Annotated in this window: 17 protein-coding genes, 3 tRNA genes and 1 rRNA gene; 5 read left to right on the forward strand and 16 right to left on the reverse strand. The window is 50.2% G+C overall.

The genetic code is table 11. The annotated features are described in order from the left end of the window. Positions 1-55: 55 nt before the first annotated feature. Positions 56-226 (reverse strand): DUF362 domain-containing protein, encoded by a 171-nt coding sequence (locus ACY2VW_RS05120; RefSeq protein WP_022461616.1) that lies wholly within the window; start codon positions 224-226, stop codon positions 56-58. A gap of 206 nt (positions 227-432) precedes the next feature. Between ACY2VW_RS05120 and ACY2VW_RS05125 the strand changes: the two genes are divergently transcribed. Next, complete coding sequence (locus ACY2VW_RS05125; protein WP_022461615.1) at positions 433-636, forward strand: DUF1858 domain-containing protein; 204 nt, start codon at positions 433-435, stop codon at positions 634-636. A 64-nt stretch (positions 637-700) separates the two neighbouring features. On the opposite strand, the gene ACY2VW_RS05130 is transcribed toward ACY2VW_RS05125, so the two are convergent. The 10 genes from ACY2VW_RS05130 to srtB form a co-directional block, all read right to left on the reverse strand. Then, on the reverse strand, positions 701-1,297 hold the full coding sequence (locus ACY2VW_RS05130; RefSeq protein WP_055266134.1) for a MerR family transcriptional regulator: 597 nt from the start codon (positions 1,295-1,297) through the stop codon (positions 701-703). A 157-nt stretch (positions 1,298-1,454) separates the two neighbouring features. Next, positions 1,455-2,789: a replicative DNA helicase gene (gene dnaB, locus ACY2VW_RS05135; protein WP_022461614.1), complete on the reverse strand. Its 1,335-nt coding sequence runs from the start codon at positions 2,787-2,789 to the stop codon at positions 1,455-1,457. Between the two features lie 4 nt (positions 2,790-2,793). After that, positions 2,794-3,240, reverse strand: coding sequence for a 50S ribosomal protein L9 (gene rplI / locus ACY2VW_RS05140; RefSeq protein WP_022461613.1), 447 nt, complete (start codon positions 3,238-3,240; stop codon positions 2,794-2,796). Between the two features lies 1 nt (position 3,241). Next, positions 3,242-5,287, reverse strand: a complete 2,046-nt coding sequence (locus ACY2VW_RS05145; RefSeq protein ID WP_055228105.1) for a DHH family phosphoesterase — start codon at positions 5,285-5,287, stop codon at positions 3,242-3,244. A 189-nt stretch (positions 5,288-5,476) separates the two neighbouring features. Then, positions 5,477-5,725, reverse strand: a complete 249-nt coding sequence (rpsR, locus tag ACY2VW_RS05150; protein WP_022461611.1) for a 30S ribosomal protein S18 — start codon at positions 5,723-5,725, stop codon at positions 5,477-5,479. Positions 5,726-5,745: 20 nt separating this feature from the next. Beyond that, on the reverse strand, positions 5,746-6,207 hold the full coding sequence (locus tag ACY2VW_RS05155) for a single-stranded DNA-binding protein (protein WP_055220137.1): 462 nt from the start codon (positions 6,205-6,207) through the stop codon (positions 5,746-5,748). Positions 6,208-6,218: 11 nt separating this feature from the next. Beyond that, positions 6,219-6,506 (reverse strand): 30S ribosomal protein S6, encoded by a 288-nt coding sequence (rpsF, locus tag ACY2VW_RS05160; protein WP_022461610.1) that lies wholly within the window; start codon positions 6,504-6,506, stop codon positions 6,219-6,221. A gap of 147 nt (positions 6,507-6,653) precedes the next feature. Beyond that, positions 6,654-6,845 carry a DUF951 domain-containing protein gene (locus tag ACY2VW_RS05165; protein WP_173841273.1) on the reverse strand — a complete coding sequence of 64 codons (192 nt, stop codon included), beginning with the start codon at positions 6,843-6,845 and terminating at the stop codon, positions 6,654-6,656. A gap of 32 nt (positions 6,846-6,877) precedes the next feature. Further along, a complete protein-coding gene (locus ACY2VW_RS05170; RefSeq protein WP_461877304.1) occupies positions 6,878-7,612 on the reverse strand; it encodes an NAD-dependent protein deacylase in 735 nt (244 codons plus the stop codon). A gap of 26 nt (positions 7,613-7,638) precedes the next feature. Next, the gene (srtB, locus tag ACY2VW_RS05175; RefSeq protein ID WP_347055632.1) at positions 7,639-8,490 is read right to left on the reverse strand and encodes a class B sortase; all 852 of its coding nucleotides are present in this window, start codon (positions 8,488-8,490) and stop codon (positions 7,639-7,641) included. A 206-nt stretch (positions 8,491-8,696) separates the two neighbouring features. Between srtB and ACY2VW_RS05180 the strand changes: the two genes are divergently transcribed. Beyond that, complete coding sequence (locus ACY2VW_RS05180) at positions 8,697-9,761, forward strand: PTS transporter subunit IIC (protein WP_117509767.1); 1,065 nt, start codon at positions 8,697-8,699, stop codon at positions 9,759-9,761. 87 nt (positions 9,762-9,848) lie between these two features. Here the strand turns inward: ACY2VW_RS05180 and ACY2VW_RS05185 are convergent, their stop codons facing one another. After that, entirely contained in the window at positions 9,849-11,732 is a 1,884-nt protein-coding gene (locus ACY2VW_RS05185; protein WP_158568372.1) for a serine hydrolase domain-containing protein, read from the reverse strand. A 212-nt stretch (positions 11,733-11,944) separates the two neighbouring features. On the opposite strand from ACY2VW_RS05185, the gene ACY2VW_RS05190 reads away from it, so the two are divergent. Further along, positions 11,945-12,016, forward strand: a tRNA-Glu gene (locus tag ACY2VW_RS05190). A 3-nt stretch (positions 12,017-12,019) separates the two neighbouring features. Next, positions 12,020-12,091 (forward strand) — tRNA-Cys (locus tag ACY2VW_RS05195). Positions 12,092-12,206: 115 nt separating this feature from the next. Here the strand turns inward: ACY2VW_RS05195 and ACY2VW_RS05200 are convergent. Further along, on the reverse strand, positions 12,207-14,402 hold the full coding sequence (locus tag ACY2VW_RS05200; RefSeq protein ID WP_461877306.1) for an alpha-galactosidase: 2,196 nt from the start codon (positions 14,400-14,402) through the stop codon (positions 12,207-12,209). Between the two features lie 101 nt (positions 14,403-14,503). Here ACY2VW_RS05200 and ACY2VW_RS05205 point away from each other — a divergent pair, with 101 nt between their 5' ends. After that, positions 14,504-15,361: an AraC family transcriptional regulator gene (locus ACY2VW_RS05205; RefSeq protein ID WP_173829910.1), complete on the forward strand. Its 858-nt coding sequence runs from the start codon at positions 14,504-14,506 to the stop codon at positions 15,359-15,361. 131 nt (positions 15,362-15,492) lie between these two features. Here the strand turns inward: ACY2VW_RS05205 and ACY2VW_RS05210 are convergent, their stop codons facing one another. The 3 genes from ACY2VW_RS05210 to ACY2VW_RS05220 form a co-directional block, all read right to left on the reverse strand. Beyond that, positions 15,493-15,696, reverse strand: a complete 204-nt coding sequence (locus ACY2VW_RS05210; RefSeq protein ID WP_444271244.1) for a hypothetical protein — start codon at positions 15,694-15,696, stop codon at positions 15,493-15,495. 164 nt (positions 15,697-15,860) lie between these two features. After that, positions 15,861-15,932: transfer RNA gene (locus ACY2VW_RS05215), tRNA-Asn, on the reverse strand. A 176-nt stretch (positions 15,933-16,108) separates the two neighbouring features. Beyond that, positions 16,109-16,200 (reverse strand): 23S ribosomal RNA (locus ACY2VW_RS05220); the annotation flags it as partial.

Below are 16,200 nucleotides of genomic sequence, written 5' to 3' on the forward strand. Positions count from 1 at the left end.
GTAATAAAAAAAGGAAGTCTGTGAAAGACTTCCTTTTTTGTACGTTCCGTACAAATTACTCTTCTGTGATAGCCTCGGTTGGACATACGCTTGCGCATGTTCCGCACTCAACGCATACATCCGGGTTGATTTCGTAATGGGAATCTCCCTCAGCGATAGCCTCTACTGGACATTCTCCAGCGCAGGTTCCGCAGCTTACACATTCGTCTGTGATTACATATGCCATGATCTTATCCTCCTTGTAGATTTTTTGGCCCTTTCGGTACTATCCACATTGTAAACGATTGCCCCCTGAAATACAAGTACAAAATTATAAACATTCTATAATCTTATGAATTTGTTCTTGCATTCCCCCCGGGGGTACGCTATAATCAAAATAACCGTCAAAATCGGAACGACGGGTATATACACATTTAAAGGAGGAACTTTAAGATGGCAAAGATCTCGAAAGACATGACAATCGGCGAGTTAATCGCAATGGATACAAATATCATCGGAATCCTGATGGGAGCCGGCATGCACTGCATCGGCTGCCCTTCTGCACAGGGTGAGTCCCTGGAAGAAGCAGCTATGGTTCACGGCCTGGACGCTCAGGTTCTGGAAGACCAGATCAACGATTATCTGGCTGCAAAATAAGTCGGATTTCCGCTTGGATCCAAAAAGAACGCCTCTCGCAGGCGTTCTTTTTTTTCTGTCCAATTTACCCTTTGGTTCGATGGCCCCGTTTTGCTTTCGTCCGTTTTCCTTTCTGCTCCAGCGTCGCCGCTGCTTCTCTCCGGCTCTGCTGGTGGCGGCGGATCGCCTCGTCCACGCGGCGGCTCCGCTCTTCCTGGCGCCGCTTCTGTATCATCTGATCGAGCAGACGGCCGAGCACGCGGTAAAACTCCGTCTGACGCTCCTCCTCTTCCTGCCGCATCACAGTGTCCGCCAGCTGTTCTGCTTCCCGCTCGGGCAGAAGATCGACAACCACCTCCGGCACTTCGTCCGCTTTTCCCGGTATTGCCGGATCCGGCTTCTCCTTTGCCGTCTCTGCCGCTTCCGCCGGAAACGCTTTGATCTCCGCCGTTGCCTGCACCAGCTTCGGCATCAGCTCGCGGATCGCTTTCAGGTGAAGCCCCTTTTTCTTCAGTTCCCGGATTCCCAGAAAAATCTGAATGTCCTGCGCAGTATAGCAGCGGTGTCCCAGCGAATTGCGGTGGATTTCCATGCCGAGCTCGTCCTCCCAGTACCGGAGCACATGCGCTTTCTCCCCGGTCAGCTTCTCCGCCTCCGTGACCAGATACGTTCTATTTTCCATACGGCAGCCACTCCCTTCTTCCCTTTATTATAGGATCTGTTATCCCCTGCCGCAAGAAAATCTCATCGTAATATTCCGACAAATTCATACAATTATACACAAAAAACGTGCCGCAGGACTATCCCACGACACGTTCTGACACATAAAATATTTTCTTTTATCTCTCTGCATTCGCAAATTTCGTATAATCCGGCAGCCAGACCAGATTGACGGTTCCGATCGGGCCGTTTCGCTGTTTGGCGATGATGATTTCCGCGATTCCCTTATTCTCGGAATCCTTATTATAGTAATCATCTCGATAGATAAACATAACAACGTCGGCATCCTGCTCGATCGCTCCCGACTCACGCAGGTCGGAAAGCATCGGACGGTGGTCGGTACGCTGCTCAACAGCCCGGGAAAGCTGGGACAGTGCAACAACCGGCACATTCAGCTCTCTCGCGAGTGCTTTTAAGGAACGGCTGATATCCGAAATCTCCTGCTGGCGCGATTCCGAGGAGCTCTTTCCGCTTCCCGACATCAGCTGCAGGTAGTCAATGATGATGATATCAAGACCGTGCTCCAGCTTGTATTTGCGGCATTTCGACCGCATCTCTCCGATCGAGATACCAGGTGTATCGTCGATCATCAGTCGGGATTCACCGATCATGCCGGCGCTCTCGATCAGCTTGCTCCATTCGTCGTCTTTCAGGTTTCCGGTTCTCAGATGCTGGGAATCTACTTTCGACTCCATCGAGAGCAGACGGTTCATCAGCTGCTCCCGCGACATCTCGAGACTGAAAATCGCAACGGCTTTGTCTTTCTTAAACGCCATATACTGCGCAATATTGAGGACAAACGCCGTTTTACCCATAGACGGACGTGCCGCAATCAGGATAAAGTCAGAGTTCTGCAGACCCGATGTCTTGTAGTCCAGATCCGTGAATCCGGTCGGAATACCCGTGACATTTCCCTTCGTCTTCGATGCACGCTCGATGTTCTCCAGCGTATTGATGACAACCTGGCGGATCGGCATGAAGTCTCCGGAATTCCGCTGGCCCAATAACTGGAACATCTTCTTTTCCGTCTCCTCCATGATGACTTCCACCGGCTCTTTGTTCAGATAGCAGTCATTCTCTATCTCTTCTGTCAGCTTAATGAGACGGCGCAGCACCGCTTTCTCGCTGACGATGTTCGCATAATGGCGCACATTCGCCGAAGTCGGCACCGCATTTAAAAGATCGCGGACAAACTCCATCGAACTGATCTCCGGCGGAACATCCTTTTCACGCAGGCGGTTCTGCAGGGTGACCAGATCGACCGGTTTTCCCTCATTGAACAGCTCCACCATGGCATCAAAAATGACGCCGTACTGGTGCTGGTAAAAATCGTCGCTCGTCAGGATTTCCGATGCCGCCATGATGGCTTCGCGCCCCATCAGCATGGAACCGATGACCGACTGCTCCGCCTCGATGCTGTGCGGAAGGATTCGTTTAATCAGTGCTTCTTCCATAGAATTATGCTTCTTTTACGATAACTTTCAGCTTTGCAGTTACTTTGGTATGCAGGCGGATCGGCACTTCTGTCGTTCCAAGAACCTTGATCGGGTTCGGAAGCTGCATTTTCTTTTTGTCAATGTCGTATCCGAGCTGCTCTTTTGCTGCCTCAGCGATCTCTTTTGCCGATACACTTCCGAATACTTTTCCGCCCTCGCCGACTTTGATTGCTACGGTAACCTGTTTGTCCTCAATCTCTTTTGCGAAAGCCTGTGCCTCGGCAAGCTGCTCTGCTGCCACTTTGTCCTCGTGTGCTTTCTGCAGTTTCAGTTCATTCAGGTTCTTTGCGGTTGCCTCGATGCCAAGCTTTTTCGGCAGAAGCATGTTTCTTGCATATCCATCACTTACGTTTACAGTCTGTCCTTTTTTACCAAGTGCTTTTACGTCTTCCAGTAAGATAACTTTCATATCAGATTTCTCCTCCATCCTGCATTTCTGTTAAGGTTGATTTTAGGAGGCTGCGCGCCCCCTCCAGATCGACGGTCTCAAGCTGGCATCCTGCCATATTCAGATGACCGCCGCCGCCCATCCGCTCCATGATGATCTGTACATTGACCTCATCGATCGCGCGGGCGCTGATATAGATCACGCCTTTATACTCGGTCAGTACAAAGGACGCCTTGACACCGACAATGTTCAGCAGCTCGTTCGCCGCTTGTGCTCCGACCACCGTCGGGCTGTCCACATAGTCGCTCGGGCATTCGGAAATCGCGAACTGGCCGCGGAACAGCTCCGCATTGCGGATCGTCTCTCCTCTTGCCTTGTAATCGTTCATATCCTCACGGAACAGCTTGCGCACACGCGTCACATCCGCACCGCAGCGGCGCAGGAACGCTGCCGCCTCGAACGTGCGGACACCTGTTTTCTGCATAAAGTTGTCGGTATCGATCATGATGCCGGCATAGATGCTGTCCGCCTCCACGTTCCGGATGCGGATTCCCTCGGTAAAATACTGGAGAATCTCGGCAACCATCTCGCTCGCGGATGATGCATACGGCTCAATATAGGAAAGCACCGAGTTGCGGATCGTATCGCTTCCCTGCCGGTGATGATCCAGCACGACGATCATTTTCGCCATGTACAGCAGATCCTCACACTGTGTGATGCTCGGCTTGTTCGTATCGACCACAACGAGCAGCGTGTTGTCGTCCATGATCTCTTTCGCCTCATGGTTGTTGACAAACATGTCCGCCTCATAATCCTGGTTGTCGCTGAACGTATTCATCAGCGGAATGATCGAGCTGGTCGGGTTGTCGATGACGATGTACGCTTTTTTATTCAGCGTTTTCGCCGCACGGTAGATACCGATGGCCGCACCGAACGAATCGGCATCCGGCAGGCGGTGTCCCATGACAACGACCTTCTCTTTCGTGTTCATAAACTCTTTCAGCGCGTGCGCCTTGACGCGGGCTTTGACTCTCGTATTCTTTTCCACAGCCTGCGTTTTTCCGCCGAAATACTGAATCTTCGAACCGTCCTTTAAAACGACCTGATCGCCGCCCCGGCCAAGAGCCAGGTCGATCGCGATTTTCGCATACTCGGAGTTTTTCGCAAACGATCCAGCATCTGCTCCGATACCCATACTGATTGTGACCGCCATCTCGTTTCCGATGTTGATGGTCTTGACGTCCTCGAGGATATCGAACTTTTTCTCTTTCAGTTCATTTAACGAACTCCGGCGCATGACCACGATGTATTTGTCGTTCTCATACCGCTTCACCAGTCCATCGAGATCGTTGAAATATTTGTTGATCTTTCGCTCGACCAATGCGGTCAGAAGGGAACGGCGGACCTCCTCGACGCTCTCCAGCGCCTCGTCGTAGTTGTCCAGATACAGAAGACCGGTGACCATCGTTTCGTCCTCGAATTTCCGCATATACTCGCGGAGCTCCGTCTCATCGAACAGATACAGTGCCTGAATAAAATAGCCTTTGATATCTGTGTTGATCATCTCCGAATTCTGGATCAGCTCGTCGATGCAGACGCTTTTTACATGGGCACGGAAATTCTTTTCGCCGTAAGCCACGTTGATGTCGGTCTCCTCCTCATTTTTCGGCAGCCGCTCGACCGTCAGCTCCGGAAAAATGGTGGCGATACATTTATGATACTGTGTATCCTTCCCTGTGATTTTTGTAAACTCTTTGTTGACCCAGAGAAGTTTTCCCTGCGAATCCATAACGGCATAGGGCAGCGCCAGTTCCTGGATCAGATGCTTCTGAACCTGGCCGTATTCGGTCGCAAAGGTAATCAGCTCGTTGATCACCTGCGGACGCTGTCTGTAATAGAGAACTGCGGCTGCGATCACATAGACTGCAAAAAACAGCGTGAACCACATTCCTGCCATCACATCCACAAAATACATGCCGATATTCATCACAAGCATCAGGATGGACAAAATCAGCGGCCATCGAAGATAGCTCCGCAATTGGCCGCTCAACTTCATTTTGCTTTTCATTTCCTAACACCTTTCCAACGTTGCGTGTTGTATTTCGCTCCTGTCTTTCCGATTATACCACTTTGACCTGTACTTTGGCAACAAGATACTTCTGGATACAAAAAAGGTACCCGCCCTTTTCGGGCAGATACCTCCATTTATTTACCGATTCAAAATGAACGTTCGGACAGTGCTTAGCGCAAGTCAGAATCAATCATCTACGTACGGCATAATAGCCATATGTCTTGCTCTCTTAACGGCTACTGTTACTGCTCTCTGATGTTTTGCGCAGGTTCCAGTTACACGTCTCGGCAGGATTTTACCACGCTCGGATACATATTTTTTCAGTTTAGCTGCATCCTTGTAGCTGATCTCTTCTCCACCACAGAAAACACAAACTTTTCTTCTTCTGCGGGCCGGTCTTCTGGAAGCTGGTCTTTCACTATTATTATAAGCCATGATCAATCTCTCCTTTTCTATCAATTAAATGGCAATTCTTCGTCAATGCCATCGGGAATATTCATAAAACCATCGGCGCTGCCCAGGTCAGATGTATTCGCGGACGGAGCCGGATTGTTATGCTGCGGTGCGGAGTATCCTCCGTTGTTTCCGCCTGCATTTTTGCTTTCTGCAAACTCCTGCTCTTCTACAACTACGTCTGTCGTGTAGACCTTCTGGCCTTCACGGTTGGTGTAGCTTCCGGTCTGAATGCGGCCGGTGATGGCGATCTTCGTTCCCTGACGCAGGTATTTCTCTGCAAATTCTGCCTGGCGGCCGAAAGCAACGCATCCGATAAAGTCTGCGGTTGCGGAATCGCCGTCCCTGCGGAATCTGCGGTCAACAGCCAGTGTATAACGGGCTACCGCTGTGGAATTCTCTCCGGCAGAGTATCTGACGTCGGGATCTCGGGTCAATCTTCCCATCAATATAACTTTATTCATTCGCTTACCTCTTAAGCTTCCTTTTTAACGACTAAGTATCTCAGTACGTTATCCATAATACGCATATGGCTCTCGATCTCTGCCGGAGCTGTTGCGTCTGCTTCAAACTGAATAAAGTAGTAATATGCTTCACGCATATGCTGAATTTCGTATGCAAGGCGTTTTTTGCCCCACTCTTCTACTTCGCCAACTGTTCCGCCGTAACGGGTTACATAACCTTTGGCTTTCTCAACTACAGCTGCGCGTTCCTCTTCTTCAAGTTTTGCATTCACAACCAGTGCTAATTCATACTTGTTCATGCTTTACCTCCTTTTGGACTTTTTGGCACCCCATTTTCATTATGGGGAGCAAGGAATTATTTTTATACGTCACAATTTGTTATTCTAACATAAAAAAGGGCTTATAGCAAGCCCTTTTTCGCGTGTTTTCTTGTTTTTTTCACGATATTACGCATCTTTTTTTCGTAATCCGCGGGTGTTTTTCTCGACCAGCCTGCGTGCTACCATGATCTGGTGGCCGCAGCCGGTGCATTTGAGACGGAAATCTGCGCCGACACGCAGGATTTCCCACTCGCTGCTACCGCACGGATGCGGCTTTTTCAGTTTTACAATATCGCCTACTTCGTAATGTTCTGCCATGTTTTTTCCGCCTTATATTTTCTAATTAAAATCTATCTTACTTTGATGCTGCCGAGCACCTGCCCGATCGGCTGCTGGATCAGAAGATCCGCGTTTTTATCCATCGGCGTTGCGCCCTTGTTGATGAGAACCAACGCATCGCCCTCAAAATACTGGAGAAGGCCTGCCGCCGGATAAACCGCAAGTGACGTTCCGCCGACAATCAGAAGATCTGCCGCCGCAATCGAGCGGATCGCTCCGTCGAGCACTTTCTCGTTCAGGCTCTCCTCGTAGAGAACGACATCCGGCTTGATCATGCCGCCGCATTTTTCACATCTTGGAACGCCGCTGCTCTTTCTCACCAGCTCTGTATCGCAGGCTGCCCCGCATTTCATGCAGTAATTGCGGTGTATGCTTCCGTGCAGTTCATACACTACTTTACTTCCCGCCGCCTGATGCAGTCCGTCAATGTTCTGCGTCACAACCGCTTTTAATTTTCCCGCCGCTTCCAGCTCTGCAAGTTTCTTATGCGCCGCGTTCGGTTTCGCGCCGACCGGAAGCATTTTGTCGCGGTAAAAAGCATAAAACTTTTCCGGGTACCGCAGGAAATAGCTGTGGCTTAAAATTGTCTCCGGCGGAACGTCATACTTCTGATGATAAAGGCCATCCACGCTCCGGAAATCCGGAATCCCGCTCTCCGTGGACACGCCCGCGCCGCCGAAGAATACGATATTTTCATGCGTATCAATCAATCTCTGCAGTTCTTCGATTTTTCTTTCCTCTTCCATCTGTCATTCCTCCTCCTGACCAATCATTACCGGTTCCGCCGCACGCCCAGAACGACGAACCGTCCAGTCGTATCGCTCGCCGCACAGGTGGACAGCACAATAATATGGCTGTTTTCATCCATCTCCGGCTGCTCCACCGGGATCTCTGACCGCGCCGCCATGGTATTCAGATACTGTACAAACGCTTCACCCCCGCCGGAATACAGCGTGTAGACATCACTGTCTGCCTCCGTATAAAAGGCAGAAAAAATCTGGTACACATCGTTTGATTCCGGCGTCAGCATCCAGAAATAGACGCTGTCCCTATATTTTTCCTGCTCCTTCATCTGTTTCAATTTTCCGAACATGGAGAGATTCTTCATATTATGACCGTAAACGATTGTGTTTCCATCACTGAAATCACCCTGATTCTGGTAATCGAGGAAAATGGAACCCGCAAAGTTGCTCGTTCCCTCATACGTCGTATGAAGATACGCATCGTTGTCCGGCCCCTGTACGACCGGGTAACTGATGTCGAGAGCTTCGATATAAAGCCATCCCTTCACATCCGGGTTAATCGCTTTTAAGGATTCAAAATCAACGGCAAGCGGCGGTTCTGTCGGATACGACAGTGGTTCCGGCTCCGGTTCGGAAGGCTCCGCCGGTTCGGATTCCGCCTGCGGCTCCTCTGTTTTCGTCGTTGCCGGTGTCTCCGGTGTTTTTGTAATTTCCGTCGTATACTGCTGCAGATCCCGGTATTCATCCGTGCCGGTCTTGTAATCCAGGTAAATGCCGATCAGCTTGTACCCGGAAAAGCAGAAAACAGCAAGTGCCGCTAAAAATACCAGAGTCCAAAGCGGATTGCCGCGTTTTTTCTGTTTCTTTTTCTGTTTTCCCATGCGTCTCCTTTATCACTTTTTTACTGTCTGCGCTGTTTTCCGGAAGCGCTCTGAATTTGTCTCAATTATAAGCGTGCCCCTTTCTTTTGTCAACTTATGCCCCCGGAAAAGGATTGCACCCGCCCCCATCTTATGATAGACTAAAAGTCGACTGACAAGTCACTTGTGAATACAGTAACACACCACATACATGAGGAGGAATCCATATGCGAACAATCAAAAAAGTCGCCTCGCACATCTTCATTGATGGCTTCGGCGGCATGACGCAGGGTCTTTTTGCAACCCTGATTATCGGTACAATGATTCAGCAGATCGGTCTTCTGATCGGCGGTTCGACCGGAAATGTGATCTATCTGCTTGGAAAAGCTGCCGCAGCCCTGACAAGTGCCGGTATCGGTGTCGGCGTGGCAGTGAAATATGGGGAAAGCCCGCTTGTCACGGTTTCTGCAGCCGTCGCCGCCATGGTCGGCGGTTATGCCGGCAAGATCACCGGCGGCACATTCTTTGTGGACGGAAATGCCGTTCTGGCAGGACCTGGCGAACCGCTCGGCGCTTTCATCGCAGCTTTCGCAGGCATCACCTGCGGCCATCTGGTTTCCGGCAAGACCAAGGTTGATATCATCGTGACACCGGTCATCACCATCGGAGCCGGTTCCGTTGTCGGACTGCTCGTCGGACCGCCGATCTCCCAGATGATGACAGGCCTTGGAAGCATCATCAACTGGGCAACGGAACAGCGGCCGTTCATCATGGGCATCGTTGTTTCGGTCGTCATGGGTATGGTTCTGACACTGCCGATCAGCTCCGCTGCACTCGGCATCATTCTGAATCTTTCCGGTCTTGCCGCCGGTGCCGCAACGATCGGCTGCTGCTGCAACATGGTCGGATTCGCGGTTGCAAGTTATCGGGAAAACAAATTCGGCGGCCTTGTCGCACAGGGTCTTGGAACCTCGATGCTCCAGGTGCCGAACATCATGCGTCATCCACTGATCTGGCTGCCCGTCATCTTCTCGAGTGCGATTTTAGGACCCGTCTCCACAATCCTCGCCAATATGCAGAATAATGCAACGGGAAGCGGCATGGGTTCCGCAGGTCTTGTCGGACAGATCACAACGTATCAGACGATGATCGCTTACGATGATCCGAAGCTCGTCATCATCAAAATCATTCTGCTCCACTTCGTGCTTCCGGCTGTGATCACCTTGTTCTTCTCAGAGGTATTCCGCAAGGCAAACCTGATCAAATCCGGCGATATGGCTTTGAATCTGTAATCTGTATTTTTAAAAGGGAATGGAACTGCGCATCCGGCAGCTCCATTCCCTTTTTTATCCACATTTCTCTTCTGATTTTTTCTGTTTTTACACCGTTTCTTCTGCGTTTTCCGCATTTTCCACTGCCGCGGCCGATTCAGCTTCCGCTGCCGCTTCTTCTGTCTCCGTTTCTTCCCCCGGCCGCACGCGGTGTGCCTCTACCATTGGCTCAATGGTCTGTGCCATCAGCAGATGGATCATGTCAAGGCTCCGCTCGCGGAACCGCGACGGCAGAAGCGGTGCGATCGCCACATCCGTCACGAGGGATTCAAGGCCCTCGATAATCAGATCCTTGCCCGGCGTCTCATTCCACTCCAGTCTGATCCGCTCGAAATCACGCTGGAAAATGATTTTGACCCTCCGTCTTGCGGCCTCTTCCAGAAATGCAAACTCAAGCTTCAGCACCAGTTCGCCGTCTTCATTCTCCGCAAACTGTCCCGTCGTTCCGAGCAGATACGATTCCTCGTTTTCCACCCATTCTACAACTTTGGACCCCGTAAGACCGATCTCAATGCGCTGTGTTTTTTCTCCCTCGGTCAGCGCTACAAAGAAACGGCCTTTTTCATAGAAGAAACCGATGCGGCGGATGCCGTCGGAAAAGTTGTTGTGGAAGACCTGCAGCGTCAGCGGAAACATGCCGACATGCGTGTCTTCCATTTTATATTCTTTTCCGTGCAGAAGCTGCGCCATGTCGATCTGACGCGGTGTTCCGCTGTTCCGCGGCCCCGGTGTTCTCCGCTTCCAGCCGCCGCGCAGGATTCTTCCCGGTGTCTCTTTCGCGCCCTCCAGATCACGGCAGGTCTGCACCAGCTTCTGATATGCCATCGGGCTTTCCGCCTCGCCGGATTTTAACTCTGCACCAAATTCCGCGCCGAAATACTTCCGCACAATGTCGAGCATCTCACACGTCTGGAACAGCTCGTTGCTGCCCGCATTCGTCACAATCACCACGCCGGTATCCGGGTAACCGAGCACGTTCTGCCCCAGCATGCCATTGAACGCAAAGCTGCCCGGCCGCTCCTCCATCCAGACCTGGTAACCATAGCCATATTTTCCCATCTTTTCCGGCGGTGTCGCATGAACGGAGGTGGACGCTGCGACCCATTCCGCCGGGACGATCTGTTTTCCTTCGAATTTTCCGCCGTTCACGTACATCACCCCGAGCTTGGCCGCGTCCTCCGGGCACAGGAAGAGGCCCCAGCCGCCTTTCGTAATCCCTGCCGGGCAGCTCTCCCAGAAAACTTTCCGGATGCCGAGAGGCTCAAACAGACGCGGCCGCAGGTAATCTACCATTTTCATGCCGGTGCGCTCCTGTATGATTGCAGACAGCAGATACGTGTTCATACTGTTGTACTCAAACGCTTCGCCCGGCGTTCCCTTGACCGGCGCATTTAAGAAGCTGTCCACCCAGTCGTTGCCGGAAACAACGCCCATCTCGTTGAACTGTACGCCGCTCTTCATCGTCAGAAGATGCTTCACGGTCAGATTCGGGCGCAGGATCTTCTGCAGCAGACCGTTTCGTTTTTCAAAAATATCATAGACGTTCTCGTCCAGGGAAAGTTTTCCTTCACTGATCAGAAAACCAGCCGCCATGCCAGTGATGCTCTTACACATAGAATACGTCGCATGCCAGATGCCGCTGCGGTATGGGGCGAAATTGCATTCGCAGATGACATGTCCGTTCCGCAGGACCAGCAGATGATGCATGTCCGTATGGCGCGCAGCGGCGAGCTCACGAAGCATCTGCGTCAGCTTTTCCGATGAGATGCTCTCGCTCTCCGGCACCACGCGCGGAAAATACGTTTCCGGAGATGCAAAATCCCCGAACGCTTCCTTCTGCGGCGCAAAGTCCGTCTTTCCCATATGTCCTGTCGTCCCACTCATAAACCCCCAGATCATTTCCATTGCGGTTAACTGTTCTTTCGCTGCCATGTACGATGCCTCCTGTCTCATACGGTTGGATTTCCCTGTTTTTCCAGTTTCCATCATTATATCTATATTCCTTCTGCTTCGCAACGCCTCCCCTCATAAAATTATTTTAAAATTTTTAAAACTTTTTTCAAAAAACACTTGCCAAACTCGTTTTCTTATGATAATATACTACTTGTCGCTGAGCAAAAATCACGGCAGACAACAAAAACTTCGGCTCCGTGGTCAAGCGGTTAAGACATCGCCCTTTCACGGCGGTAACACGGGTTCGATTCCCGTCGGAGTCATATGGCGTCGTAGCCAAGTGGTAAGGCAATGGTCTGCAACACCAGTATCCACCGGTTCAAATCCGGTCGACGCCTCTATTTTCCCGGAAACAGATGGTTTCCGGGATTTTTCTTTTTTCAAATTTTTTGGCAATATCGCGGCACAGTAAAAGGGGACCAGAACAGCTGATCCCCTTTTTGTATTTCTTCTTTATTCTGCTTCTGTAAACTCCACGCGGATACTCTCATACTCTTTCAGCACCTGATGCAGGGTCAGACCCGCACGGTTCCAGGTACGGCCCGAGCGGATTTCACCGTCCAGACTGCAGCGATACAGCTTGTTCTCTGCAAGTCCGCACACTTTTGTGTGAACCGGAAGCGGATTTCCTTCTGCATCCGTCTTTACCAGTGTAAGCAGTGCACGGCTCTGATCCTTTGCCACAAACTCCCATGCCATGAAATCCTGTTTTTTCAGCTCGGTCAGACGGTAATACAGGCCTTCGTGTGTCAGATCGTAATATTCATGCATCGCAGCAACCTGCTCTTTTACCATCTCTTTCTCTTCATCCGAAATCTTGTTCAGGTCCATCTCATAGCCGAAGCTTCCTGCAAGAGCTACATCACCTCTTGTCTTGAATGGAGTTACGCGGCCGGTCTGATGGTTCGGGCATACCGAAACGTGGGATCCAACCGTGCTGATCGGATAAAAGAAGGAACTTCCATACTGGATCGACAGACGATTGACAGCATCCGTGTTGTCACTGCACCAGATCTGCGGGGAATAATACATCATACCGGCATCAAATCTTCCGCCGCCTCCGCTGCAGCCCTCGAGCAGCAGATCCGGGCACGCGGCAAGGAAACGCTCGAGCAGATCATAAACACCGAGCACATAGCGGTGATACAGCTCTCCGTTTCTGTTCTGGGCTGCCACATGGCTGTAAATGTCGCAGATACTGCGGTTCATATCCCATTTCACATAATCAATTTCTGCATCGTGGACGATGGTCGTCAAACGCTCCAGCAGATACTCCCGCACATCGTCACGCGTCATATCCAGTACAAGCTGATTTCTTCCATGGTTTGGCACACGTCCCGGAACTGCAAATGCCCAGTCCGGATGTGCACGGTAGAGATCACTGTCCTCGGAAATCATCTCCGGCTCGAACCAGAGACCGAATTTCATGCCCATCTTGTGGATTTTTTCTGCAAGCTGTGCCATGGACCCGTTCATCTTCTTCTCGTTGACAAACCAGTCGCCAAGACCGCTGTTGTCATCATCTCGTTTTCCAAACCAGCCATCATCAAGCACCAGCATTTCGATGCCGAGTTTCTGCGCCTGCTCTGCGATTTTCAGAATTTTCTCTTCATTAAAATCAAAATACGTTGCCTCCCAGTTGTTGATCAGGATCGGGCGTTCGGCATGTTTATACGCACCGCGGCAGATATGCTCGCGGATGATCTCATGATACTGCTGTGACAGTTTGGCAAGTCCGCTTCCGGAGTAGCTCAGGATCGCCTGCGGGGTATCGAACACTTCTCCTTTTTCCAGGTGGAAACAGAAGTTTGCCGGGTGAATACCCATCTGGAAACGGGTCTGATTTTTCTGGTCCTTCTGTGCCGCTACAACAAAGTTTCCGCTGTAAACAAGGCATGCGCCGATGCAGGAACCGTGTGTCTCGTCAGCCCCCTCCTCGCAGAGGATCACGGCCGGATTGTAATGATGGCTCGACGTGCCGCGGATGCTGCCGATCTCGACTTTTGCGTGCTGCACCGGAATCCGCTCTGCTGTGCGCTCCATCGCATGACGGCCGGAGAAATAGATCATCTCATAATTTTCATACATCAGATCCATGCTGAAAGACAGCATTTTTTCCAGCTCGATTGCCGTCTCTCCGTGGTTTTCCAGTCTTGCTGCTCTCGTAATCACGTTTTCGTTTTCAAATACTCCGTAGAACAATTTCAGTACAACACCGGAAGCTTTCTCTTTCATCGTGATGACAAGCGTTTCTCCTTTTTCTTCCTCTGTATCGTACAGTGCCGGCATACCCGGAACCGCATAGGAATGATCGAGGATTTCATAAGAATCGAAACGGAAATCTGCCGCACAGCTTCCATCCACCTGACGAATCCGAACCATATCATCACGGTAATCGCCGACTCCGCTCGAAGGTACTTCCTGCGGCAGTGTGTCCAGTGAATACGTACGGTCGCTTCCTGCCTCCTCCGGGTTTCCTGCAAATCCCATATCCGTGTTGAAAATCAGACTGGAAAGATTTTCTTCGCCGATTTTTTCTCCGTAGTAGAGGTGCAGAAGCACATTTTTGTCATCTGCAAACATCTGGTAACTGCTGTCTTTTGTCTGGAGGGTAAATAACCGTCCATTTTCACTTACTTTGATTGCCATGGCTTTTCTTCTCCTTTATCTTCCCGCATTTCGCCATACTTGCGATGCACAGAAAAACACGGTATAATATTTATCATGATTCTTTTTTGTGAGGTATTCTTATGGAAACTTCCTGGACGCTTCCTGTCCCAAAACATAAATTTTCGGATCTTTATCTCTGTTTCTGCGGCTATGAAGCCTGCCAGCCGCTGCACAGCTACGGCCCTGCCGTCCGCCCCAATTATGTAATCCACTACATTATTTCAGGGAAAGGCACCTTTACCATCGGAAACCGTACTTACCGCTTAACCGCCGGTCAGGGATTTTTCCTGATGCCGAATGTCCGCACCTACTATGAGGCCGACGCGGAGGATCCCTGGACGTATCTCTGGATCGGATTTGACGGAGAAAAGGCCGCTTCTTATGTGCAGGAACTCGGTCTTTCTGAAGAGCACCCGGTCTATCAGTGCAGCTTTTCCGGTGAACTGCAGTCGCTTTTGTTCCAGATGCAGAAGCATAATACGTATGACACCTCCGACCAGTATCTTCTCGAAGGCTGCCTGTACCAGTTTTTCTCGATCCTCTCCCGCGAAATCACGCTTGCCGATCCCTCTGCACTGGAAAGCGGCAATCTTTACGTGGAAAAAGCGGTCGAGTTTATCCGGAACAATTATTCCAATGAAATTCTTGTCTCGGACATTGCCAGATATGTCTGCATCAATCGGAGTTATCTCTATACCCTGTTTCAGAAATATCTCCATACCTCACCGCAGGATTATCTTTCTTCCTGCCGGATCACGCGTGCGCTCGAGCTTCTGTCGTATACGGATCTCTCCATCGAAACAGTCGCTTTTTCCTGCGGTTACCGGAATACCGAAGTTTTCACCAAAGCCTTCCGCCAGAAGCAGGGCATGACACCAAGCGCCTATCGGAAAAAATTCCGCCGGGATACGACTCCTGACCCTGCGCATACTCCGTGATCTGTCTGATTCTATTATAACGAAACCTTTCTGCAATGAACAGGAAGAAATGTTATGGAAAACCGTCAAAATGTTAGATTTGAAAAGCCGCCGTACCTAAGGCTGTACGGCGGCTTTCGCTTCTATGTTTGTTAGTCATTTGTCATATTGAATTCATCCGGACTGATGTATTTGTTCTCGGATACGGCGTAGCCATTGTCGTACTTGACGGTCAGATACAAAGTTTTATCTTTTCCCTCAATTTTAGTGTAGCATACGCCATCAACAAATTTGTCTGTGATATCCAGTTTCTGATCCTGGTAACATTCCATCAGCTCCTGTACTGGTTTTCTCATGAGCGCTCCTGCATTTGTTTTTCTTTAAGGTCCCTTCACCAATAATACAAACCAGCTTCGGAAAAGGTTACAATTTTGAAAATTATTTTTCTGTTTTTGTTTTCAGGCAGCAAAAAAGCGATACAGTCATGATTTCTCACTTCTGTATCGCTTTTTTCTTTTAGCTCCCCGAGTTGGGCTCGAACCAACAACCCTTCGGTTAACAGCCGAATGCTCTACCATTGAGCTATCGAGGAATACCGCAGGAACTTTTTCCTGACAATCGTTACTATAGCACAATCTTTTTCGAAAAACAATACTTTTTCAAAAAATAACATAAAAAACCACCAGATTTCTCTGATGGCTTTCCGATATACCTTCAAAACCGCATACACTTTACATCTATCATTCCATCTCTGTGAACACAACCAATTAGGTCAAGCCCTCGACCGATTAGTAACAGTCAGCTCCATGCCTTACGGCACTTCCACCCCTGCCCTATCTACCTCGTCGTCTTCAAGGGGT

The organism is Fusicatenibacter sp., from assembly GCF_977045365.1.

Excerpts from the sequence above, each read along its gene's own strand:
- ACY2VW_RS05125 (WP_022461615.1), top strand. The coding sequence starts at position 433 with ATGGCAAAGATCTCGAAAGACATGACAATCGGCGAGTTAATCGCAATG.
- ACY2VW_RS05205 (WP_173829910.1), top strand. The coding sequence starts at position 14,504 with ATGGAAACTTCCTGGACGCTTCCTGTCCCAAAACATAAATTTTCGGAT.
- ACY2VW_RS05120 (WP_022461616.1), bottom strand. The coding sequence starts at position 226 with ATGGCATATGTAATCACAGACGAATGTGTAAGCTGCGGAACCTGCGCT.
- ACY2VW_RS05165 (WP_173841273.1), bottom strand. The coding sequence starts at position 6,845 with ATGGCAGAACATTACGAAGTAGGCGATATTGTAAAACTGAAAAAGCCG.
- srtB (WP_347055632.1), bottom strand. The coding sequence starts at position 8,490 with ATGGGAAAACAGAAAAAGAAACAGAAAAAACGCGGCAATCCGCTTTGG.
- ACY2VW_RS05200 (WP_461877306.1), bottom strand. The coding sequence starts at position 14,402 with ATGGCAATCAAAGTAAGTGAAAATGGACGGTTATTTACCCTCCAGACA.
- rplI (WP_022461613.1), bottom strand. The coding sequence starts at position 3,240 with ATGAAAGTTATCTTACTGGAAGACGTAAAAGCACTTGGTAAAAAAGGA.
- ACY2VW_RS05130 (WP_055266134.1), bottom strand. The coding sequence starts at position 1,297 with ATGGAAAATAGAACGTATCTGGTCACGGAGGCGGAGAAGCTGACCGGG.
- ACY2VW_RS05170 (WP_461877304.1), bottom strand. The coding sequence starts at position 7,612 with ATGGAAGAGGAAAGAAAAATCGAAGAACTGCAGAGATTGATTGATACG.
- ACY2VW_RS05180 (WP_117509767.1), top strand. The coding sequence starts at position 8,697 with ATGCGAACAATCAAAAAAGTCGCCTCGCACATCTTCATTGATGGCTTC.
- ACY2VW_RS05210 (WP_444271244.1), bottom strand. The coding sequence starts at position 15,696 with ATGAGAAAACCAGTACAGGAGCTGATGGAATGTTACCAGGATCAGAAA.
- ACY2VW_RS05185 (WP_158568372.1), bottom strand. The coding sequence starts at position 11,732 with ATGGCAGCGAAAGAACAGTTAACCGCAATGGAAATGATCTGGGGGTTT.
- dnaB (WP_022461614.1), bottom strand. The coding sequence starts at position 2,789 with ATGGAAGAAGCACTGATTAAACGAATCCTTCCGCACAGCATCGAGGCG.
- rpsR (WP_022461611.1), bottom strand. The coding sequence starts at position 5,725 with ATGGCTTATAATAATAGTGAAAGACCAGCTTCCAGAAGACCGGCCCGC.
- ACY2VW_RS05155 (WP_055220137.1), bottom strand. The coding sequence starts at position 6,207 with ATGAATAAAGTTATATTGATGGGAAGATTGACCCGAGATCCCGACGTC.
- rpsF (WP_022461610.1), bottom strand. The coding sequence starts at position 6,506 with ATGAACAAGTATGAATTAGCACTGGTTGTGAATGCAAAACTTGAAGAA.
- ACY2VW_RS05145 (WP_055228105.1), bottom strand. The coding sequence starts at position 5,287 with ATGAAAAGCAAAATGAAGTTGAGCGGCCAATTGCGGAGCTATCTTCGA.